Origin of the sequence: Thiomicrorhabdus sp., from assembly GCF_041583835.1 — a bacterium.
Lineage (GTDB): Bacteria > Pseudomonadota > Gammaproteobacteria > Thiomicrospirales > Thiomicrospiraceae > Thiomicrorhabdus.
In genome coordinates, this window is record NZ_JBFHFC010000005.1 from 44,277 (window position 1) to 66,236 (window position 21,960).

The 21,960-nt window shown below is 46.1% G+C and carries 27 protein-coding genes; 4 read left to right on the forward strand and 23 right to left on the reverse strand.

The features are described 5' to 3' along the window. Positions 1 to 59 precede the first annotated feature (59 nt). From atpE to mnmG, 8 genes are all read right to left on the reverse strand, one after another. On the reverse strand, positions 60 to 350 hold the full coding sequence (gene atpE / locus ABY044_RS04100; protein WP_279420403.1) for a F0F1 ATP synthase subunit C: 291 nt from the start codon (positions 348 to 350) through the stop codon (positions 60 to 62). 163 nt (positions 351 to 513) lie between these two features. Then, positions 514 to 1,329 (reverse strand): F0F1 ATP synthase subunit A, encoded by an 816-nt coding sequence (gene atpB / locus ABY044_RS04105; RefSeq protein WP_373018446.1) that lies wholly within the window; start codon positions 1,327 to 1,329, stop codon positions 514 to 516. 11 nt (positions 1,330 to 1,340) lie between these two features. Beyond that, positions 1,341 to 1,703 (reverse strand): ATP synthase subunit I, encoded by a 363-nt coding sequence (locus ABY044_RS04110; protein WP_373018448.1) that lies wholly within the window; start codon positions 1,701 to 1,703, stop codon positions 1,341 to 1,343. Further along, a complete protein-coding gene (locus ABY044_RS04115; RefSeq protein ID WP_373018450.1) occupies positions 1,687 to 1,965 on the reverse strand; it encodes an AtpZ/AtpI family protein in 279 nt (92 codons plus the stop codon). Before ABY044_RS04115 ends, ABY044_RS04110 begins: the two co-directional genes overlap by 17 nt. 238 nt (positions 1,966 to 2,203) lie before the next feature. Continuing rightward, positions 2,204 to 3,073, reverse strand: coding sequence for a ParB/RepB/Spo0J family partition protein (locus ABY044_RS04120; protein WP_373018452.1), 870 nt, complete (start codon positions 3,071 to 3,073; stop codon positions 2,204 to 2,206). Positions 3,074 to 3,110: 37 nt separating this feature from the next. Next, on the reverse strand, positions 3,111 to 3,878 hold the full coding sequence (locus ABY044_RS04125) for a ParA family protein (RefSeq protein WP_373018454.1): 768 nt from the start codon (positions 3,876 to 3,878) through the stop codon (positions 3,111 to 3,113). Positions 3,879 to 3,927: 49 nt separating this feature from the next. After that, on the reverse strand, positions 3,928 to 4,569 hold the full coding sequence (rsmG, locus tag ABY044_RS04130; RefSeq protein WP_373018456.1) for a 16S rRNA (guanine(527)-N(7))-methyltransferase RsmG: 642 nt from the start codon (positions 4,567 to 4,569) through the stop codon (positions 3,928 to 3,930). Positions 4,570 to 4,576: 7 nt separating this feature from the next. After that, positions 4,577 to 6,475, reverse strand: a complete 1,899-nt coding sequence (mnmG, locus tag ABY044_RS04135; protein ID WP_373018458.1) for a tRNA uridine-5-carboxymethylaminomethyl(34) synthesis enzyme MnmG — start codon at positions 6,473 to 6,475, stop codon at positions 4,577 to 4,579. Between the two features lie 144 nt (positions 6,476 to 6,619). Between mnmG and ABY044_RS04140 the strand changes: the two genes are divergently transcribed. Both ABY044_RS04140 and ABY044_RS04145 read left to right on the forward strand, forming a co-directional pair. Further along, entirely contained in the window at positions 6,620 to 7,222 is a 603-nt protein-coding gene (locus tag ABY044_RS04140) for a hypothetical protein (RefSeq protein WP_373018460.1), read from the forward strand. A 124-nt stretch (positions 7,223 to 7,346) separates the two neighbouring features. Continuing rightward, on the forward strand, positions 7,347 to 9,680 hold the full coding sequence (locus tag ABY044_RS04145) for a methyl-accepting chemotaxis protein (protein WP_373018462.1): 2,334 nt from the start codon (positions 7,347 to 7,349) through the stop codon (positions 9,678 to 9,680). Between the two features lie 26 nt (positions 9,681 to 9,706). Here the strand turns inward: ABY044_RS04145 and ABY044_RS04150 are convergent, their stop codons facing one another. The 7 genes from ABY044_RS04150 to ABY044_RS04180 form a co-directional block, all read right to left on the reverse strand. Further along, positions 9,707 to 10,135: a group II truncated hemoglobin gene (locus ABY044_RS04150; RefSeq protein ID WP_373018464.1), complete on the reverse strand. Its 429-nt coding sequence runs from the start codon at positions 10,133 to 10,135 to the stop codon at positions 9,707 to 9,709. Positions 10,136 to 10,163: 28 nt separating this feature from the next. Further along, the gene (locus ABY044_RS04155) at positions 10,164 to 10,469 is read right to left on the reverse strand and encodes a hypothetical protein (RefSeq protein WP_373018466.1); all 306 of its coding nucleotides are present in this window, start codon (positions 10,467 to 10,469) and stop codon (positions 10,164 to 10,166) included. A gap of 46 nt (positions 10,470 to 10,515) precedes the next feature. After that, positions 10,516 to 10,680 carry a hypothetical protein gene (locus ABY044_RS04160; RefSeq protein ID WP_373018468.1) on the reverse strand — a complete coding sequence of 55 codons (165 nt, stop codon included), beginning with the start codon at positions 10,678 to 10,680 and terminating at the stop codon, positions 10,516 to 10,518. A 42-nt stretch (positions 10,681 to 10,722) separates the two neighbouring features. Next, complete coding sequence (gene queF, locus ABY044_RS04165) at positions 10,723 to 11,565, reverse strand: NADPH-dependent 7-cyano-7-deazaguanine reductase QueF (RefSeq protein WP_373018470.1); 843 nt, start codon at positions 11,563 to 11,565, stop codon at positions 10,723 to 10,725. An 85-nt stretch (positions 11,566 to 11,650) separates the two neighbouring features. After that, positions 11,651 to 12,055 carry a hypothetical protein gene (locus tag ABY044_RS04170; protein ID WP_373018472.1) on the reverse strand — a complete coding sequence of 135 codons (405 nt, stop codon included), beginning with the start codon at positions 12,053 to 12,055 and terminating at the stop codon, positions 11,651 to 11,653. Positions 12,056 to 12,126: 71 nt separating this feature from the next. Continuing rightward, positions 12,127 to 12,609 carry a thioredoxin family protein gene (locus ABY044_RS04175; RefSeq protein ID WP_373018474.1) on the reverse strand — a complete coding sequence of 161 codons (483 nt, stop codon included), beginning with the start codon at positions 12,607 to 12,609 and terminating at the stop codon, positions 12,127 to 12,129. A gap of 9 nt (positions 12,610 to 12,618) precedes the next feature. Then, positions 12,619 to 13,506: a Dyp-type peroxidase gene (locus ABY044_RS04180; RefSeq protein ID WP_373018476.1), complete on the reverse strand. Its 888-nt coding sequence runs from the start codon at positions 13,504 to 13,506 to the stop codon at positions 12,619 to 12,621. Positions 13,507 to 13,680: 174 nt separating this feature from the next. Here ABY044_RS04180 and ABY044_RS04185 point away from each other — a divergent pair, with 174 nt between their 5' ends. Continuing rightward, positions 13,681 to 15,294 (forward strand): Na/Pi cotransporter family protein, encoded by a 1,614-nt coding sequence (locus ABY044_RS04185; protein WP_373018478.1) that lies wholly within the window; start codon positions 13,681 to 13,683, stop codon positions 15,292 to 15,294. Between the two features lie 68 nt (positions 15,295 to 15,362). Continuing rightward, a complete protein-coding gene (locus ABY044_RS04190) occupies positions 15,363 to 15,563 on the forward strand; it encodes a hypothetical protein (RefSeq protein ID WP_373018480.1) in 201 nt (66 codons plus the stop codon). A gap of 38 nt (positions 15,564 to 15,601) precedes the next feature. Here ABY044_RS04190 and ABY044_RS04195 read toward each other — a convergent pair whose 3' ends face one another. The 8 genes from ABY044_RS04195 to rpmH all read right to left on the reverse strand — a co-directional run bounded on the left by ABY044_RS04195 (position 15,602) and on the right by rpmH (position 21,827). Next, a complete protein-coding gene (locus ABY044_RS04195; protein WP_373018482.1) occupies positions 15,602 to 15,916 on the reverse strand; it encodes a hypothetical protein in 315 nt (104 codons plus the stop codon). A gap of 179 nt (positions 15,917 to 16,095) precedes the next feature. Further along, entirely contained in the window at positions 16,096 to 16,971 is an 876-nt protein-coding gene (locus tag ABY044_RS04200; RefSeq protein WP_373018484.1) for a CHAD domain-containing protein, read from the reverse strand. Positions 16,972 to 17,057: 86 nt separating this feature from the next. Continuing rightward, positions 17,058 to 17,666 (reverse strand): YigZ family protein, encoded by a 609-nt coding sequence (locus ABY044_RS04205; RefSeq protein WP_373018486.1) that lies wholly within the window; start codon positions 17,664 to 17,666, stop codon positions 17,058 to 17,060. A gap of 59 nt (positions 17,667 to 17,725) precedes the next feature. After that, entirely contained in the window at positions 17,726 to 19,081 is a 1,356-nt protein-coding gene (gene mnmE, locus ABY044_RS04210; protein WP_373018488.1) for a tRNA uridine-5-carboxymethylaminomethyl(34) synthesis GTPase MnmE, read from the reverse strand. A 79-nt stretch (positions 19,082 to 19,160) separates the two neighbouring features. Next, entirely contained in the window at positions 19,161 to 19,490 is a 330-nt protein-coding gene (locus ABY044_RS04215; protein WP_373018490.1) for a hypothetical protein, read from the reverse strand. A 38-nt stretch (positions 19,491 to 19,528) separates the two neighbouring features. Further along, positions 19,529 to 21,190, reverse strand: a complete 1,662-nt coding sequence (gene yidC, locus ABY044_RS04220; RefSeq protein ID WP_373018492.1) for a membrane protein insertase YidC — start codon at positions 21,188 to 21,190, stop codon at positions 19,529 to 19,531. 3 nt (positions 21,191 to 21,193) lie between these two features. After that, positions 21,194 to 21,676, reverse strand: a complete 483-nt coding sequence (gene rnpA, locus ABY044_RS04225; RefSeq protein ID WP_373018494.1) for a ribonuclease P protein component — start codon at positions 21,674 to 21,676, stop codon at positions 21,194 to 21,196. Positions 21,677 to 21,692: 16 nt separating this feature from the next. Next, complete coding sequence (gene rpmH, locus ABY044_RS04230) at positions 21,693 to 21,827, reverse strand: 50S ribosomal protein L34 (protein ID WP_279420377.1); 135 nt, start codon at positions 21,825 to 21,827, stop codon at positions 21,693 to 21,695. Between the last annotated feature and the right edge of the window lie 133 nt (positions 21,828 to 21,960).

Genomic DNA, 21,960 nt, shown 5'->3' on the forward strand with positions numbered 1-21,960 from the left:
GTTACATCGCCATTCGTTATTTAAAAAATTAAATTTTCGATTTAATTAAGCGGTTTGGATTAAGCACCCAAAGCAGCTGTCATTGCACCGATGAATGGGTTAGCGAATAGGAACCACATAGCGAAAGCTAGGATGATGAATGGGAAAGATTCCATCAAACCAGCGAAGATGAACATGTTAGTCATCAATGCAGGACGCATTTCAGGCTGACGTGCGATACCTTCTAAAGTTTTTGAACAGATCAGACCCCAACCAATTGCTGAACCAAGACCAGCAGCAGCCAAAATTACGCCTACACCAATAGCAGTTGCAGAGTAGATATCAGCAATCATAGTAGCAGTTACTTCCATCGACTTTCTCCTAAAGTTTTACAAGTTAAAATTAAAAAAAATAAAAGTTAAAAATAAAGCTTTTTACTTCAGACCTCATTATGAAACCTCAAAGCAGGTGCGCTTAAACCTTTTTGGCGGTTCCGAAGAACCACCTATTCTTTTTATTGTTCCTAAGTCAGACTCAGTGACCTTCGTCGTGAGCCATACCTAGATAAACAATTGTAAGCACCATAAAGATGAAGGCCTGTAGGGTGATAACCAACAAGTGGAAAATCAACCAACCTAAATCTAGTAGGATTTGTAAAGGTGCCCAGAATAGCGCAGCGGCACCCACTGCTAAAGTTCCACCAATCAATGCGATCAGTAGGAATACCAGCTCACCCGCGAACATGTTACCGAACAAACGCAGAGCAAGAGAAAGTGGTTTAGAAACTTCTTCGATCATGGTCATTACAACGTTAACCGGGATAAAGAACTTTCCGAAAGGGTGGAATAGGAACATTTTGATGAAACCGCCCACACCTTTGATTTTGATGTTATAGAAAAGAATCAGAGCAAAAACCGTAAACGCCATTGCCAATGTTGTATTCAAATCAGTAGTAGGTACAACCTTCAAGTGTGCATGGGCATCACCGGTAATCAACTGATACAAATATGGAAGAAGATCTACAGGGATCAAGTCCATGAAGTTCATTAACCAAACCCATAAGAAAATGGTTAACGCTAAAGGTGCAATTAAAGGATTGTGACCAGGAAAAGCGTCTCTCACATTGGTAGATACGAAATCAAGAATGGATTCAACAAAGTTTTGGAATCCACCAGGCGTTCCAGCCTCAATCTGTTTACCTAAACGTGCCGCTACAAAAACGATCAGCGCGCCAAGCAATAAACTTACAACAATGGTATCCAGGTTAAATGTCCAGAAACCTTCGCCTATGTGATTATTTGTCAAGTGATGTTGAATATACTCGACAGTTCCCATCTTTTCAGCACTCAAGGGTCTTCTCCTTAGTCAGTCAAACGACGCTTACCTTTAAGATTGAACATCTGGCCGATTTGCATGACAACGAATGTCAGTACAACCGCCATCGGTTCGAACTTAAAGAGCGCCAGCCCTAAAACAAACAACACAGCCAACAGAATAAACCTGACGACTGCACTCAAATATAAAACTAAAATTCCAAATTTAGGGTCTTCTGCCGCTTTATCATTGGCTTTCTTGAACGTAATGCTTAGCATCAACACGTTCATTAAACCGATAAACAAGCCGTAAACAGCTGACCACAACTGACCTTGAGTAGCAAAAATAACCACGGCGATCAAGCCGATAATGCCTTGGATTTTCAACGGTTGACTAAGATTTTTGATCATCTTTCTTTTCTTCTACAACCGGGTCCAACTTACTCGAAAGCCTCATCACCTTTTGTGTGCCGCCTATAAAACCAAGCAGACCACACAAAAGTAAAAATATTGGTGTCGTTTCAAATAGCTGATCTAACGCATAACCAACTAAAAATCCCGCCACGATCATGGATGTAAAAATCGATCCGGCGCCCATCAATAGGAAATTTACCGCTGGTTTCGGCGCGTCACCTGCTTTTGATTTTTGTGGCTCTTTATTTGAATCACTCATTCGATGACAAACTCTATTAATGATACTTTTTAGTTGAAAATTGTTCAAGCTAAACGGCCGCACATAATAAAGCTTTATGACGTCAAAAGCTAGCTTATAAGTTTGTTTTTCTGTGTTTTTTCTAGGGGCTTGGTTTAAACTTACTACATGCTGTATATCATTAAGTTTAGGCCACTAGATATATTCGTCATCAAAACAAAATTTTTATGATTGAGATTTTCAATCAATTTTCTCTTTTTTAAAAAAGATTTAATAACCGGTTCAATTCTTCCAAATTGTCATAGCTAATTTCCAGCTTTCCTTTACCGTTTTCACGATGATTGATCTTCACTGGAGCGGCAATCTTATCGGCAAGTTGTTTTTGTTTCTGTTGAATTTCTTCAAATCCGGGAATTTGTTTTTTCTTAGCTTCTTTAATTACTTTCGATGGTACCAATATCTGTTGTACCGCCTCTTCCATCTCTCTGACTGACCATCCCTTATCAATGGCTTTTTCTGTCAACTCCAACTGAACTTCTTCAGGCAACGTAATAATGGCACGGGCATGCCCCATGCTGATCAGCCCTTCATGCAAGGCATCCTGTACACTCTGCGGTAACTTCAACAGTCTTAATAAGTTCGATACTGCCGTACGTGAACGCCCAACCGCGTCCGCCACTTCCTGCTGGGTTAACTCGAACTCTTTTAACAGGCGCTGTAAACCAATGGCGGTTTCAATTGGATTCAGGTCTTCACGCTGAATGTTTTCAATCAATGCCATCGCCAATGTTGCCTGGCTATCCGCCTGACGGACTACAACCGGAACCTTATCAAGACCTGCTAGCTGAGCCGCTCGCCAACGACGTTCACCGGCAATGATCTCATAACGATCATCATCCAGCGCCTTGACGACAATGGGTTGCACGACACCCTGTACACGAATGGAATCAGCCAGCTCTCTCAATGCCGTCTCGTCAAACTGTTGACGAGGCTGATACACACCCGCCTGTAACTGTGTGACCGAAAGCTTTTCGATACGTAGATCGGTATTGCTATTCTCTGACTTCTGTTTTGCACCAATCATGGCGTGAATGCCACGATTCCCCATTCCTGAGCGTTTTTTTGCCACGGTTACCCTACCTTCTTTTTCTATTGTCAGAGTTAATTTAAATTTGTGTTTTTCTTATCAGTTCATTTGCCAAAGCAAGATAAGCAATGGCACCATTTGAAGAGGCGTCATAATCCAAAATTGATTCACCATAACTCGGCGCTTCCGCCAATCGCACATTTCTTGGAATAATGGTTTGCAGCACTTTCATTCCGAAATGTGCAACCAACTGATTTGAAACGTCATTGGCTAAATTATTACGGCGATCATGCATCGTTCTTAACAAGCCGTCGATATGTAAACTTGGGTTAAGCTCTTCTTTAATCGTCTCAATCGTATCCATTAAGGCAGAAAGACCTTCCAGTGCAAAGTATTCGCACTGTACCGGAACGACGATGCCGTCAGCAGCAGTCAAAGCGTTCAATGTCAGCATATTCAACGTCGGAGGACAATCAATCAATACCGCATCGTATTCGGTCCGCACTTTCTTAAGGGCCTTACGTAAACGTTTCGGTCCCATATTCTCTTCCAAAAGTGCGACTTCGGCCGCCGTCAAATCACCATTGGCCGGCATCAAATCCAAATTTGCCAACTCAACATGCTGAATCGCCGAGCGGGCTTTGGATTCACCCACCAACACTTCAAAAACCGAATTCTCAAGATTGTCTTTGTCCACCCCGATAGCGACGGTACTATTGCCTTGAGGATCAAGATCAATCAATAAAACCTTTTTTCCCAAACGCGCCAAAGAGGCCGCTAAATTGACACTGGTTGTGGTTTTCCCCACGCCCCCTTTCTGATTTGCCAACGCAATCACTCTGCCCACGAACTCTCACCTAGTCTTTTAGTATTTAATCTTGAGTTATATAAGTTTATTACAATTCCGCCGGTTTACAGGCTTTAATCAACATACGTTGCGCCTCCAACCCGGGAACATGCAAATCAATCATGGCCTCGATTTTCACCTGGCCCGGTAAGTCTGAATAATCTTCAAAATCTTTCTGCGCTTTCATCGCCCACCAATATCCGTCAGGCTTTAACAGATGTGAGGTCCAATGCAACATATCTTCAAGCGAAGCAAACGCTCTCGAAACAATGCCGTCGTATAATTCTTCCGGCTGATAGGTTTCAACCCGCTGATGGAATATAGTGGTATTTTGCAATCCCAGCTCAGCCTTAGCCTGTATCAAAAAACGGGTTTTCTTGCTGTTACTGTCCAACAAATCAACTTGCTTATCGGGGTAACAAATCGCCAAAGGAATTCCCGGCAATCCTCCGCCCGTACCCACGTCGATCAATCTTTGACCACTAATATGAGGCACGATACTCAAGCTGTCCAGCAAATGCTTAACCAGCATCTCCCGAGGATCTCTAATCGCCGTAAGGTTATAAACCTTATTCCACTTTTCCAACAACGTCAAATAGGCCATCAACTTATCGATCGCCGACTCGGGCAGATCGATTCCGATCTCTCCAATCCCTTGTTGCAATTGAATTCTTAATTTTTCTTGATCCATAGTGAATTTAGGCAACCTTATTACCTGCACGATGCTTTTTGATTGAAATCAGCAAGATGGAAATGGCCGCAGGGGTAATACCCGAAATTCGGCCGGCCATGCCCAATGTTGCAGGCTTATGGTCACGCAACTTCTGCTTCACTTCATTTGAAAGTCCGGAAATCTTATCCAAATCCAAATCTTCCGGAATCTTGACCGATTCCGAACGCTTCATCTTATCGATTTCCTGCTTCTGACGTTCGATATAACCGGAATATTTCGCTTCAATTTCAATCTGATCGACCACCGCTTCGGAATCGACGCCATCACCGAAGACCTCAAGTTCCGCCAAAGCATTATAGGCAACGTTCGGACGTTTCAACAAATCAAATAGACTCTGCTCTTTACTCAGAGGCAGTGCCATCAACTCTTCGGCTTTCTTCGCTTCGGCATGCGCAGGGTAGATCCAAGTCTGCTTCAAACGATCCAACTCTTTTTCCAATGCTTCCATCTTGCTTTCAAATGCCATCCAACGGACATCGTCGATCAAGCCGAATTCACGCGCAATCGGCGTCAAACGCTGGTCGGCATTGTCTTCGCGCAGCATCAGGCGGTATTCCGCTCGCGATGTAAACATACGATAAGGTTCGCTGGTACCTAATGTAATCAAGTCATCCACCAAAACACCCAGATACGCTTCATCGCGTCGCGGATACCATTGCTCTTTTACCTGCGCACGGCGTGCCGCGTTCATACCCGCTAAAATCCCTTGGGCGGCGGCTTCTTCATAACCGGTGGTACCGTTGATCTGTCCGGCAAAGAACAATCCGTGGATGTGTTGGCTTTCAAGGGTCGGTTTCAGGCCACGCGGGTCGAAATAGTCGTATTCAATCGCATAGCCAGGGCGCATGATGCGTGCGTTTTCCAAACCTTCCATAGAGCGTACGATCTGCATCTGAGTTTCGAACGGCAAACTGGTTGAAATTCCGTTCGGGTAAAGTTCGATACTGGCCAAGCCTTCCGGCTCGATAAAAACCTGATGGCGATCCTTATCGGCGAAACGCATTACCTTGTCTTCAATCGACGGACAATAACGCGGGCCGACACTGTCGATCTCCCCTTGATCCGAATACATGGGTGACTGATCCAAAGAAGCCATAATGGCTTCATGCGTCTGTGCATTAGTATAAGTAATGTAGCAAGGAATCTGCTGCGGATGCATCGAACGCTTGCCCATATAGGAAAAGACCGGTGCCGGATCGTCGCCGTGTTGAATCTGCATCGCATCGAAATTAACCGTACGTGCATCGATACGAGGAGGGGTACCGGTTTTCAAACGCCCCACCGGCAAATTGATTTCACGTAAACGAGCGGCCAAACGATTCGCAGGCGCATCCCCGGCGCGTCCGCCTTCATAGTTCTGTAGACCGATATGAATTCTTCCGGCCAGGAATGTACCGACCGTTAACACGACTTGGTTCGCATAAAACTTAAGGCCCATTTTGGTTTCGACGCCACGAACGTGATCGCCTTCCAAAATCAGGTCTTCTACCGGCTGCTGGAAAATAGACAGGTTAACCTGATTTTCCAAACGGGTACGGATCGCCTGGCGGTATAGAACACGGTCGGCCTGGGCACGAGTCGCACGCACGGCTGGACCTTTGGATGCGTTTAAAATACGGAACTGAATTCCAGCTTCGTCAATTGCCAATGCCATCGCACCGCCCAACGCGTCGACTTCCTTAACCAGATGACCCTTACCGATTCCGCCAATAGCCGGGTTACATGACATCTGCCCCAAGGTATCGATATTATGAGTCAGCAACAAGGTTTTCAAACCCATGCGAGCAGACGCTAAGGCCGCTTCCGTTCCCGCATGCCCGCCACCTACGACAATGACATCATAATTTGAAATTTGCGCATCCATGTTGCTTTCCTTTGTGGATATGGCCGATTATGGGTCGACACTATAGGCAATCAAATAAAACTTTCATAAAATAGTAGTGTATTTTACCATAAGCTAATCCTATTCAACTAGGCATCCAACGCAATCCCTACCTCGGAGGTGAAAATGCACTCTTTTTACTACAAAAACAAGTGGATAACAGCCGGCTTTATCATCGGATTTTCCCTACTTTCCAGCTGCTCTTTAACACCACCTAAAAGTATGATGGATGTTCAAGCGGGTGAAACTTTTGTGCTTAAACAAGCCATTACCTTTCCTGCAGAGAAAACCCGCCAATTCATTCAGTTCGGCGAAGTAACCGGCAGCGGGTTTAACCATAGCGAACAGCATTGCCGTATCGAACTCTACGAAATGTCCAAGCAAGCCGTTACGATTCAACCAGAGAGTTTTATCATCAGCCGTGTCCAACTAGGCGAAGAGCAAATAGCTCGAACCGATCGATCCATGCAATTTGCGTCCAATCAATACGCGGCTATTCAGACCGACATCGCCAGAGACCCGATCATGTTGGCTATGGATAATTATGATCGTCCAGAAACCATGGATTTAGTACACCTGTACTTAAAATCCGATAAACAACCCAATGTTTACCGTCTGACCTGCGCAGGGGCTTTAAGCAATGGTGATTTAAAGGACGCACCTAGAAGTTATCGTCCGGAAAGAGCGGATATCAATCGAATCCTTGGAAACATCGGTATGATTCGCTGATAATTAAATAAGCATTTCATTAAATAAGTAATAAATACCACGTCATAAATATTATTACTTCTTATTCTCTCCAAAATGTAATAGACTGATTTCCATACAAATATCAGGTATTCCAGGAGAGAATATGCATTCACTTAAGTCCCGCTTCACTCTTGTTCTTACCATCGTTCTACTGAGTTTAGGGGGGCTTATGATTGCCATCAATACCTCCTTGGATAAAATCCAACAACTCGAAGAAACCTCCACATTCTCGCAACAGGTCCATAGCCATCTTCTGGAATTACGCAAGCAAGAAAAAGACTTTCTAATACGTAAGGACACAAAATACATCGACCAATTCAACGCTACCTACACCCAAACCCAAGAAAATATCCAGCAACTCTCTCACAACTTAACGGAAATCAACCAATCCAATGCCGTGATTGAATCTCTATCCTCACTGTTGCTTCAATACCGTGAACGCTTTATCGCACTGTCCGAATTACAAAAAAACATCGGCTTAACTCCCAAGGACGGACTATATGGCAGCCTAAGAGATTCGGTACACAAAGCGGAAGGGCTTTTAAAAGAGACCGGCCAGATTGCCCTGACGGCAGACATGCTAATGCTTCGCCGTAACGAAAAAGATTTTATGTTGAGATTTGCAGACAAATACCGAGATAAATTCCTTAAGAACTTCACTAAATTCGAACAAAATTTAGTATCCAGCAGCTTATATCCCGACCAAAAAAATACCGTTATGGCGGCGATGAATAAATATAAAACCGACTTTCTAGCGCTGTTTGAAGCCGAACAGAAAAAAGGTCTGGACGAAAATTCCGGACTGCAAGGCGAAGTAAGGGCCTCTATTCACGCAACAGAAAAACCCTTACAAGAATTACAAGAACACATCAACACCATCCTGGTTCAACAACACCGCAATATCGGCTTTACCCTATGGACCATCGCCATCTTGGCTATCCTGGTAATCGTCTTTATTCTGATACAAACGACATTTAAAGTTCTAAAAGGCGTATCGATTTTAACCAAGGGTATGCAGCACACCCGGGAAACCGGAAATTTCAGTCACCCAATCAAACACAACCTCAAAGACGAGTTCGGAGACATAGCCAATACCTACAACGGCTTGCTCAATAAAATCTCCGATGAAATGAACCATATCAATCAAATCATCACTGCCATTGCACAAGGCGAATTCAAACAGCGCATCAACCAAGAATACACCGGCGACTTCGAAAAACTGAGACTCAATCTCAATCAGGCCGTGGACAGTGTGGACAATACCATGGATGCACTTGAAGAGATTATGGTCGCTTTGGAAAACGGCCGCTTTAATGTCCGCATGAGTGCAACCGTCAAAGGAGCACTTAAAGCCAAGGTAGATCATTCCATGCATTTCCTCGAATCCGCACACGAAGAGATCCGCACCGTCATGAACCACGTTTCGCAGGGACTGTTCGACCATCGCATCCAAAGTGAATTGCCGGGAGATCTCGAGATATTGAAAGAGGTCATCAATCATTCCGTCAGCGAGGTTGATAGAGCGTTCTCGGAAATAAGCGAATACGCCGATGCGATCTCTTCCAACGATCTTACCCACACCATACAAGGAAAATTCAGCGGAACCGTCAACAAGGTTCAAAACGACCTGAACAACGCACTGAACAATCTATCCAATACCATTGCTAAAGTGAATGAAACGGCGCTTGAAGTCGAACAAGGCTCCAACCGGGTTTCTACAACCAGCACCAGCTTGGCAAAACGCACCCAACAAGAGGCATCCTCTCTGGAACAGACCGCAGCGGCAATCGAAGAGATGACTTCCAGCGTCACCCAAGCATCGGAAAACGCACGTCTAGCCAACCAACTGAGTAATGCAACCAAAGAGGAAGCGCAAAAAGGTGAAAAGGTCATGCAATCCACCATTCTGTCGATGCACGAGATTCAAGATTCAAGCAATAAGATTGAAGAGATCGTCACTCTTATCGACAGTATCGCCTTCCAAACCAACCTATTGGCCCTGAATGCCGCAGTTGAAGCGGCTCGAGCAGGCGAACAGGGTCGCGGATTCGCCGTTGTCGCCGGCGAAGTGCGCTCTCTCGCCAGCAAATCTTCCGATGCCGCTCAAGAGATCAAGCTTTTGATTGAAGAAGTCACTCAAAAGGTGGGAAGAGGGTCGGAACTCGCCGAACAATCCGGACAGGCGTTCGGAATCATTTCTGATTCCATCAATAAGGTTGTGACGATTGTCGAGGAAATCTCGATTTCTAGTGAAGAACAAGCCAAAGGCATCCAAGAAGTCAATCAAGCTATGAATAACATGGAATCCATCGCCCAACAAAATGCCAACATGGTGGAAAGTTCGGCACACCACTCGGTCGAGCTCAAACAAGATGCGGAATATTTAAAACAATTGGTCAATAGCTTTACGACCAAGCAACAACTGCAAAAAGCTTAACGATTAAAAAAACCCGCTTCTCTAGATTACTGATGATGCATTTCACTCACTTGACGAATCCGTTCCGCCGGACGGAACAGCTGCTGCATCAGATAATCCTGCAGCGCTTGAGGATAGCCTTGTTTCGCCAACGCGGTCTGCATACACAACAACCACGCATCCCGATCCGATTCGTCCACACGGATATGGGCATGCGCCATCGGAATATTAATGGAACCGTATTTTTCGGCATAGATCTGCGGGCCGTTCATCCAACCCGATAGGAAATGTACCAGTTTGTCCCTCGATTCGGTCAAATCATCGCGGTGCATCGCACGGATTTTTTTCGCTTCGGGCAAGGTCTCCATCGCATCGTAAAAATCATCCACCAACTTTACCAGCCCTGCGTGACCTCCGACAGCTTGATATGTAGCGTCGCCCATGCCGTATGCAACCGTCTGCTCGTTTTCTGACATTTGAATCCTTATTGTCGTTTTTCGCCCGCTAGGTTGGACGTTTACCATTCGGATTCGGTCGCATCGTCAACAATTCTTCGACCTCGTGTTGCGAATAACCGCGATCAAACGCGAACTGCGCCAACCGGCTGGCACGCGACTGCAACTCTTCAATCTGCATACCGTTTTCTATAGCTTCTTCCAGACACTCGGACAACATATCGATCGTCGCCCCCTCATTCTCGTTTTCATCCGCACCATGTTCCTGCAAACGCTTGAGGTTACTATCGAAACACTCCAATAATTGCCGCGACTTCAAGGTGTTTTTGATACTGATAATCTCATGTTCCGTCATTCGCACTCCTTATTCAAAATCAAGCAGACTGCATTCCGTCTGAAATTCACGACTTTTTACGCAGTACATAGCGCGGGGATTCTTGATAAAGATCTTCCCAATCTTCACCTTGAACAATATTCGGGGTTTGTTCCGAAATATTTTCGGCCGGTGCCGTATCCTTGACCCACTCGTAACCGAACAATCCAAATAACCAATTTATAAGACCCATACTTTTGCCTTACGCTTCCTATGACCCCTATACAGATTAAGACTACTGTCTAAGCGTTCGTGAAATATCAAATTCATCTTCAAAATTAGAGCGGTAAGGATTAATATCCAACCCACCGCGGCGCACATAACGTGCATATACAGTCAAAGCGTTCGGTTGGCATTGACGCATGATATCGGTAAACACCCTCTCCACGCACTGCTCATGAAATTCATTATGTTCACGAAAAGAGATCAGATATTTCAGCAGATTTTCATGGTTAATTTTAGGCCCCTGATAACGAATCACGATCGATCCCCAATCCGGCTGCCCCGTAACCAGACAATTCGACTTTAACAGGTGACTGTTCAAAGTCTCCTCAACCTCTCCTGCATCGTCATCCACCGTTAATAACTCCGGCTTAACCTGATAATCGTTGACCTCAATATCCAGTTCATCCAGGTTATCACCCGGCAAACGTCCAATCAACGTCTCTTCTATATCCAGACCTCGGACATCCACCGCAACCTCTGCACCGCAGGCGGCCGAAAGGTCTTCAATCCAATGATCCACCACCTGCTGCATGGATTCAAAACGGGTGCCGTTGAAAGAGTTTAAATAGAGTTTAAAAGATTTAGATTCGATCAAATTAGGCGAGTCCGCCGGAAATGCAAACTCGGCGATCACCGCAATCGGTTTGCCCTTAGCATTGAGCCATGAAACTTCGAACGCACTCCATATATCCAAGCCTTGGAAGGGCATGCTATTCAAATCAAAGCCTAATTCATCACGCTTTTCCTGACGTGGAATCGGAAACAGCAATGTCGGGTCATAAGCCGCGCAATATGGCGTGGACTTCCCCAATAAGCTCTCATTGGCCGTAGATGAAGCGGACTTCGATTTCAATTTATACTCTCCCAATCACAGGTAAACAAACGCCTATTATAACCACTTAGGCATTATGCGGCTGCAGACTCAAACCAAGACGGCTTTAGCCGGCAACATCAAAATTACGCAAGGCGGTTCTAAACGAATTGAACGGATTCAGCAACGCATCGGCGATGATGATTGCATAACCGATCCAATGAAAGAAGTTAGGTTGCTGACCTTCGACGAACCATAGATAACTCAACAAACCGGTTGCCAGAATGACGGTCAATACCGCCCAGAACTGGTCGATCAGAAATGCGATCGCGCTGACATCTCCGGATTTGAACATCTCGATAAACAGAATTAGAACGGCAATGGAAATAAACACATAGCCGACGGTTCCTTGCAAAGAGATCTGAAAATACTCCGTTGCAATCAGAAATAAAACAATAAACAGCATCCACGGCAATCTGCCTAAAGTGGAAAAAACGCTCCCAGAAGATGAAACCGATACATTTGAACCCATGATTTTTTCCTTCTCTTAAAAATAACTAATCGTTTATAAAACCGAATGATGTTTAAAAAATTTTCCGGTCATCACTCTGCAATTCGCTTGGCATTTCCCAACTTTTCCAGCGCCTGATTGATACGCTGCTTGAAATAATACGGAAAATAATCGTAAGCCCCGGAATTTTCCATGCGAATGCCCAGCTCCCGTCCCTGAGCATTCACAAATACCAATCTTGGGAACGTAGTGACGTTATATAACTCGGCAATCTCGCTTCTAGACACTTCGTAACCGTCAAAATCAATCACCTTATCGTCCGCGTCCGCTTGCAGTTCGACAATCTCGATATACCCGTCAACCAGACCGTTCTCGACCATCGGTAACAGGGCGTTCTCTTCAAAACGCACGCATGGCGGGCAGCGTTCACGGGTAAAGTAGATCACCAATGGTACATTTTTAGCCTTAGCCTGTTTTGCCACCGCCGAAAAATCCTGAACTTCCTGCAAACGCCAATCGGCCTGAGCCGCAACCGCTAAGAACGAAAGTGCAATTACCCAAATCCATTTTCTCATCACATTCCCCTAATCGATGCCTAAAGCGTTTAAATCAACACGCTTACCTTTCATCGGCGGACACCAGAAATAACTGCCGCTAATCGGATGAGTGAAGGTGAACAACGCATCGGTAATACCGTCCTCCTGACCCACCATTCTTTTCAAAACCGCTTCATAAGCATCGAACGAATGGCCGAATGCCGTGAATACCAACCCTAAACGCTCGCCTTCCGACCACGGCATCGAGCGCCTGACCATAAACGCTTCCGGCTCGAAAGACTCTTGCGCCGTACGTTTCACATGCGCCGATTCAGGCGCGTCGTCCATCTCTTCATTATCGGCAATCCGGCGGCCAAAGGTATCGTCGCGCTGCTGCGGCGTTTTAGATTGAAACTGGGTTAAGTCATGCACCCATTGCTGGACGGCGACAAAACTCGAACCGCTCAAAGAACCTTGCGTGACCACAGCCGCCTCAATGGCTTCGTCGCCCACCGGATTCTCGGTGCCGTCTTCATAGCCGCTTAAATCCTGGGCATTGCCGTATTTAAACGCCTCGATACGGCGCTCTAAAATGAAAGCGGAAGACAATTCCGTAATCAAACGATTGGCATTCAAAACAATTTGGCCTCGATCTCGCCCTCTCAACCATAACCATAAAGCCTCGGGGGTCGACGGTATCTCTATGCCCTGATTCACCATAACCGGAAAAACTTTCAAACCGTCAATTTGAGCGTTCAAACCATTAGCCAGCGTCAAACCGATACCCATAACGATTGAATCGCCGTCCACCTGTTCCGCCAAGTGCTTCAAAGCACTTCTATAATCGGATTCCGGCTTCAAGGAAAAACTTAAATAGCAAGCTTGGTGCGGAATGGGTTTCAGAATGGCGGATTGAACGGAATTCTCTATCTTCATGTATACATGAACCTCTTTGTATCGCAAACACAGACCGTTTGCATCAGTTAGGTGAGTAAATTTAACATTGCCCACTTTATACAACAAGTTTATCGAGCCTCATGCTCGAAATACTCATCTATAAATCCGCTATAATCGGATTAATCTAAGTTTCTCTTCAATCGGAGCGTTCTTATGCAGGAACTGAACACGATCATGCTAACCGCTGGCGGGCTCGGCCTGTTTCTATTGGGCATGATCGTTATGACGGAAAGCCTGAAAAACCTGGCGGGAGATCGTATTCGCGCTGCCCTGTTGCGTTTTACCCGAACGCCGACCACCGGTGCCATTACCGGCGCTATCGGCACCGCTATCGTTCAATCCTCCAGTGCCACCACTTTGGCTGCGGTGGGCTTCGTCGGTGCCGGACTGATGAGTTTCAGCAATGCTCTGGGCATCATCTTCGGTGCAAACGTCGGCACCACCATCACCGGCTGGATGGTAGTCTTGCTCGGATTCAAATTCTCCATCGGCACCATCGCCTCCGCCATTCTTCTGGTCGGCGTACTGTTACGGTTATTCGCTCACGGCAAGTGGAAACACATCGGCCTGGCGCTTGCCGGATTCGGTCTGCTGTTTATCGGCATCGATACTATGCAGGCCGCGATGGCGGGATTGGTGAATTTAATCGATTTCAGCCGCATTCCATCCAATAATTGGATCGGTCTACTGCAACTGGTCGTGATGGGGATGGTATTCACGACTATTACCCAATCGTCCAGTGCCGGCGTCGCTTTGACCCTAACTGCTCTGTTTAGCGGAATCGTCGAATTTGAACAGGCGGTGGCTTTGGTCATCGGCATGGATATCGGTACCACGGTTAAATCGTTAATGGCGGCTATCGGCGGCACCGTAGGTGCAAAACGCACCGGCCTCTCCCACGTGGTTTATAACTTGATGACCGCGGTAATGGCGCTGTTCCTGATTACGCCTTATACCGAAGCATGGGCCTATTTCGGGGAAAATGCACTCTACGACAATGCGGAAATCGCTCTAGTCGGATTTCATACCTTGTTCAACTTTCTTGGTGTCTTGCTGATTTTGCCATTCAGTAAACCCTTCGCTCGCTTGATTAGAAGGATTATTCCTCAAGCCGTCGGTTCTCACACCGAGCAACTTGACCCCCAGCTTCTACAAACGCCGGAACTGGCTTTGAACGCAGTACAACAGACACTGATCGACTTGACCAAGGCGTTGTTACGACAGTTACATGCATTAATGCAAAATCCCAACGATCCGTCTTTACCTTCGCACCTACAACAATTACAACAAGAGCTGGACGAAACCCAAATCTATCTGGATCGAATTCACCTGACACAATCCCAAAGCCATCTCTGGAAACGCTTGGTTTCGATGATTCACATGCTGGATCATCTACAACGTTTGCACGAACGCTGCGAGGAAGAATCCGACCGCGCCCAAGCTTCTAAACAATTCACCATTTTGCAGAAATTTAGTCGTCGCCTCGAAAACGACATCGTCAACCTGCAAACGCAGTTTCAACAAAACCAATGGGATAATGCACTTAAACTAAGCCGTCAACTCTACTACTTTATTCGCCAGGATACCGAAGGCTATCGTCACAAAATGGTACAAAAAATGGGACAGGGAGAAATCAGCGCCGATGAGTGTCGAGACTCTCTTGAGGCCATTCGCTGGATGGAACGCATCAGCAAACACCTTTATCGGATCAGCTATCATTTGGAGAAAATGCTATTCGGTTCCGCAACGGGAAAAGAGAAAATCTGAAACGATCAAATAATTGGAATAAGATAATCACACCATTTTAAACACCTAACTCAAGAGATAAACAATCGATGTTAAGCATACTGATTTCGGGAATGATTCTAACCGCTTTGGCTTTAGGTCTATTGTGGGGTGGTTACAAAGTTTTACAGAAGCAGCCTCGATTCGCCGAATCGTTGAATAGCCGCATGGCCAATAAGCGCATGTTACAACTGACGCTTTTGATTTATTTCATCGGAATCACTGCCACCATAAGCATGATGGCAATGTAATCAAGACATACCGGTCAATCAGACCGGAATTAGGGTGATTAATTGTCGCGGCCGTATCCCATTCCAGGACGGTCTTTCTGATTCATGTGGCCTCTTTCTGCAGGTGGCTCGTCCGGCAACTCAACGCCCTTTTCTTCAGCACGAATTTTCATCTCTTCATGATGTTCTTCACGAATTTGGGCACGCTCTTCGGCAGATTCCGCTTCACGCATTTTCATTTGATATTCCTGACGTTCCTGCGGTGTCATCAACTGGCTGCCGTAAACCGGCTCTTCTTCCATTGCCATTGATGCCATCGGCAAAGCAAATAGCGCAACTAAACACAAAGATTTTACAACTGAAAATCTCGACATAACTTTACCTCATAAATATTAAATTCTGGTCAAAAATAACCGTTTCACTTTTAGCATCACGCTAATAAGTGAAGCTAAGTTTATGCTCAATTCTATAATTAAAGTAATGAATTTTTTCTATGCATCATCACACCGCAATAAAATCCTCTAATAGACTTTTCACGCGCAGCAATTATCCTTCAAAAAACCTTATTAATCCGTCCTGCCAAGCGGTTGATCCGCTTATACAAATCTTCTTTATAATGGTCGCACGCCAGGATGAGATGATCGATGCCCGCACCACTGTCTTGCTGAAAAGAGGCGTGCTCCAAAAAGTCTTTCAAGACCTCTAAATCATGCTCCAGACCAAGCAACTCGCCGAGTTCATCAAAACGTTTAACCGTCTTTTTTTGCCTCTTAACGCCCAAATTCTTTAACAAATTGAGTTGATAATAAACGTGTTTAACCCACTTACGCCATTGATGACGTAATACCGATCCCGCTTGTTTTTTAGTCGCTTTTTCCGACAACTCGATTTGGCGTTTAAAACTCTTGCGCAACCCTTTTTGTAGCGGGTTGTTTTTAAGGGGTTCGCAATTCAGATTTTGCCAGGCCGAACGCTCGAGCTGCAACATCGAAATAACGGTTGGCCAATGGATCGAAAGCGCTTTCCGGCTTTCTTTCAAAGAACGGTTCAACTGTTGCAATAACTGCTCTGCAGTTGCTTTTTCAGCCCCCGTGAGTTGAACACTGATTAAAGATAAAGAATCTAATAGAACTTGTTGATCGCGCTGACCGCCAAGCAATTTGGCGACGAGTTTAATGCGCCGATCGGCGGCTTCAAATTCCGGCTTGCCGACGATTAAACGAACCAATCGCCAATAGGCTCTCAAGCGCTTGAAAACAACCCGTAAATCGTGAATTGCTTCTTTGTCTTCACGTTGCGCCGACTGGCTCAACTGCAAAGCCCGATCCAACATTTCAATCACATGCTGCTGTATCAGCGGCGCCAAGCCAACATAATCCAAACCGTCTAGATGCTGTTCAACCCATTCATCCGTTGTAGAACTTTTCATCACCGACTCCTTGCCAGAGCAATTGACTGTATATCAGTTCATGGTAACCACGAATTTTGACAGTTTGATGAAGCTTAAGGCGAATTTTAGGTGATGTCTTCCAATAACCCATAATCGCAGCGGTTCGCGCGTAACGTGGTACAGAACGTCTCCACTTCGGAGTCCGGGATTTCGAGCGTCAAGGTGACCTGTTGCCGATAATCGACCTGCTTCAATTCGCCATTCGACTGATTCAACCAATGCCTGACATTCTGCTCCAAGGCAAAGTCGCAAGTCACCTGCATCTCGGTCATCGGAATCCGCTCCATGGTCGGCAAAATTTCCATTACAGCTTGCGCCGCCTGACCGTATGCGCGAGTCAAACCACCGGCACCCAACTTGATGCCTCCGAAATAACGTACCACAATAATCATGACATCACCGATGCCTTTATGTTGCAACACATTCAAAATCGGTTTGCCGGCCGTTCCCGATGGTTCGCCGTCATCCCCCATGCCTGCATTGGTCGCGCAATGCGGATTACCTAATTGATACGCCCAACAGTGATGACGGGCATCCGGATATTCCGCCTTAATCTCTTCCAGCCAGGCCATTCCGGTTTCACGTGAAACAATATGTCGGGCATAGGCGATGAAACGGCTCTTTTTGATCTCAATTTCAGCGACAGCTTGTTGCTCTGGAATCGGATAGGACATAGAGTTCTCTAGAAGTTCAATTTACAGTTAGGTTGGTTGCTCAAAACGAGATTGCCTACTTATTTTCCGATACAGAACGACGTGAAAATCCGTCCCAACAAATCATCGGAACTGAAACGCCCGGTGATTTCCGAAAGGGCTTCCTGGGCAAGGCGAAGATCCTCGGCCAACAACTCGCCGGCGGCAAACGCTTCCAACTGATGCATACCGTTCTCGGTCCACTGTAAAGCGGTTTGCAAAGCATCCAAATGACGTTTACGCGCCATAAACACACCTTCACTGGTCTGCTGGTAACCCATAACGGTTTTCAAATGCTCGGTCAGCAAATTCAAACCCTGCTTTTGCTTTGCAGACAACCAGATTACCGTGCGTTCACCCTGCTGTTCCACCATCGGTTCATGATTAATCAGATCAATTTTATTGCGAATCAACGTCACGGGAATGTGGCCGGGTAGCTTATCTAAAATAACCTGATCTTCCGGATGAATCTGTTCGCCGGCTTGCAGCATCACCAATACACGATCCGCATCATCCAACGCCCGCCAAGCACGCTCGATCCCGATCTGTTCTACTTGATCGGTCGCCTCACGCACTCCGGCGGTGTCGAGGATGTGCAACGGCATACCGTCTATATTGATCTCTTCTTTAACGATGTCGCGCGTCGTACCGGCGATGTCGGTAACGATGGCGCTTTCACGCCCCGACAAGGCGTTCAACAAACTGGACTTACCGGCATTAGGACGTCCTAGAATCACCACGGACATTCCTTCTCGCAAGAGCGCACCCTGCTGGGCGGATGCAAAGACGGCATGCAAACGGTCTAAAATATGACGTAATTGTCCGGCAACCTTGCCGTCGGACAGAAAGTCGATCTCTTCCTCGGGAAAATCGATGGCGGCTTCGACGTAGATTCTCAATTGCGTCATCTCTTCAACCAACTGATCTACCTGCGCCGAAAATTCCCCTTGCAAAGATCGCAATGCCGAACGTGCCGCCTGGTCGGACGATGCTTCGATTAAGTCGGCAATCGCTTCGGCCTGCGCCAAATCGAGTTTGTCGTTCATAAATGCTTGCTTGGAAAATTCGCCCGGCTCTGCCAGGCGGGCGCCTAACTCGACCACTCGGTTTAAAATCCATTCCAATACGACCGGACCGCCGTGGGCTTGCAGTTCAAGCACATCCTCTCCGGTAAACGAGTGGGGGCCGGGGAAAAACAGTGCAATCCCCTGGTCCAAAACCTCATTCCGACTACCGTAAAAAGGACCGTAATGCGCGTAACGCGGCTTAGGTGTCCGCTTCAGGACGGTCTCGGCAATCTGCAGGGCATGCTTGCCCGAAACACGGACAATCCCTACACCGCCTCTTCCCGGGGCGGTCGCAATTGCGGCAATCGTGTCGTGATTTTCAAAATCCATAATGGGTTCCAAACAAATAATACAAACAAAAAACGCCCTTACGGGCGCTTTGGTAATAGGGTTCGGTCAAAGCCGACTCTTAGGCGACCGTTTGATAAACCGTGGTTTTCAAATCCGTCACATAACCCTTTTGAGAAAACTCTTCGATCGTCTTATCCAATTTCTTCTTGGACGTGAAGGTCATCTCTTCCGCTTCGCCGTTAATGCTGAAAGACAAAACGTATAACGGCTTGGTCTCGACGTCGCTCTGAGGCGCAGAGGCTTGAATAGCAGGAGCCGATCCGTTCTCCAAAGGCATATAACCGTCTTTGGTCTTGTAGCAAATCGGTTGCATACCGTCGGCAACGATGTATTCCACCTTGCCGTACATCGGATGGTCGGTACCCGGTTTCTGATAAGATAATTGCATTCTCTATCCCTTTTTCTATCTAGATGCGCTGAGCGCGCTTATTTCTCTTCACCGGCTTCAATCTTCTTAGTGATGTACCACTGCTGGCTCACTGAAAGAATGTTGTTCACAACCCAGTATAGAACCAAACCGGCCGGGAACCACAAGAAGAAGAAAGTGAAAATAAACGGTAACGCTTTCATGACCTTCTGCTGCATCTCGTCCATCATCGCCGAAGGATTCAACTTCTGCTGTATATACATGGTGATCCCCATGATGACCGGCAGAATGTAATACGGATCCTGTACCGACAAGTCTTCAATCCATAACATGAACGGAGCCTGACGCATTTCTACCGAGTACAACAATACCCAGTACAGTGCGATGAACACCGGCATCTGAATGAAGATCGGCAAACAACCACCCAGCGGGTTGATCTTCTCTTCTTTATACAGCTTCATCATTTTTTGCTGGAAGATCGCCTTGTCGTCACCGTAGTTTTCTTTAAGCTGCTGAAGCTTAGGCTGGAACTTCTTCAAACGCGCCATAGAACGGTAAGAAGTTTCAGACAACTTATAGAAGACCAACTTGATCAACAAGGTTAGAAGGATGATCGCCACACCCCAGTTACCGACCAGACTATGAATATGGTTCAGCAACCAGAAGATCGGCTCGGCCAGGAACGTCAAGATACCGTAATCGATCGTCAACTCCAGACCCGGTGCGATATTCGCAAGCACGTCCTGCTTTTCCGGACCGATATAAATTCTGGAACTCAATTCGCCGCTGCTGCCCGGTTCAACCGTCACTAAAGGTTCTACCACACCGACTGCATAGCGATCATCTCCTAACGCTTTCGCGTAGAAAGAGTTCTGTGCCTGCTGATCCGGAATAATCGCCGTCAGGAAGTATTGCTGAATCATCGCACCCCAACCGCCTGTGACCGCTTTACCGGTAACCGCTTGGGTATTCAAATCATCGAACGAATGTTTGACGTATTTCTCTTCCGCATTTCCGTCGTATAACACCGGACCGGTATAAGTATGCATCATGAAATTGCTTTCAGGGTTGAAGCTGTTGCGCACCAATTGCGAATACAAACTACCGGACCAAGCCGTTTCAGTAGCGTTCTCAACCTTATAAGTCAACTCGACCACATGGCTACCCTTCTTAAAGGTATATGCCTTAGTCACTTTCACGCCGTCCTGCTCCCAGGTCATCGGTACGACCAAGGTATCGCCGGTCATTTCGAAACGATCCTGACTGACTTGGTAAACAGCTTTATGGTTCGGCGCCGGTAATTTTGCCGCAGCTTGAGTCGCAATCCCGTTCTGGGCAATATACAACAAAGATCCCGTATCGCTCATAATGTGGAACGGCTGACTTGGATCGTGGGAAGCGCCGTAATCCATTAGCTTGGCATCGCGAATATCACCACCGGCGGTATCAATGATTAAATCAAGCGTATCGGTCGTGACATGAACTCGCTGACCTTGCTGCATGGCCGTTTTTGCAGTTGGAACCGCAGTACTATGCGGCGTCGCCGTCGCATTAACTCCTGGAACATCCGTAGGCGCTGCAACAGAAGCATTCGTTGAGCTTTCTACCTGAGCAGATGCTGCATTTTGTTCAACGGTCGGTGCATTGAATTGCATCCATTGAAGCCAAATCCAAGTTAGCGTAAAGGCTAAAGCTAACCACCAGAACGATCTCATATTCATGATTTAAACCTTTAATTCTTCTTTTTTTGCTTCTTTAATTCGGTCTTTTAAACCACTTTTTCGAATTTTTCTAACCAAATGCAAAAAGCTGTTATGCAGGGTCTTATTATCGATGTCTTGCGTCCCCTTGCGACCCAAAACCACAATATCATACCCATTTAGGTCCTGCTTATGTAACCTAAATGCTTCTCTAGCCATTCTTTTTATTCGATTACGCCACACCGCACGCTGTAATTGCTTTTTACTAATCGCTAAACCCAGTCTTGAATAGGCTTTTTGGTTTGGACGAACAATTAAAGTCCAGTGACGATTGGCAAATTTTTCTGCATCACTAAAGACGTGTTGAAAATCTTTGGGAGAGAGTAATCGTGAAGATTTTGAGAAACCGAATTTGGATTCTTGGGAAGGGGAGGATAAGTCCCGGTGAGCTTTAAACTCGTCATTTGAATTCATAAACCCACCAGACTTGGTTTCTGTGTGTACCATCGCAGCACACCCAGAATTATACAGTTAAGCGTTTACGTCCTTTTGCACGACGAGCTGCAATAACTTTACGACCGTTTTTAGTCGCCATACGAGCACGGAAACCGTGAGTACGCGCACGCTTGATAACGCTAGGTTGGAATGTACGTTTCATGTCAGTTGTCCTTAATTTCTAATTCCGAAAGCGGAAAAAACGGGAATTATATAGAGTTATCAAAGAGAAAACAAATATTTTTAGCAAATTAGACAAATTCATTTCAAGATAATTCCTTTAACAAAATGAAGCG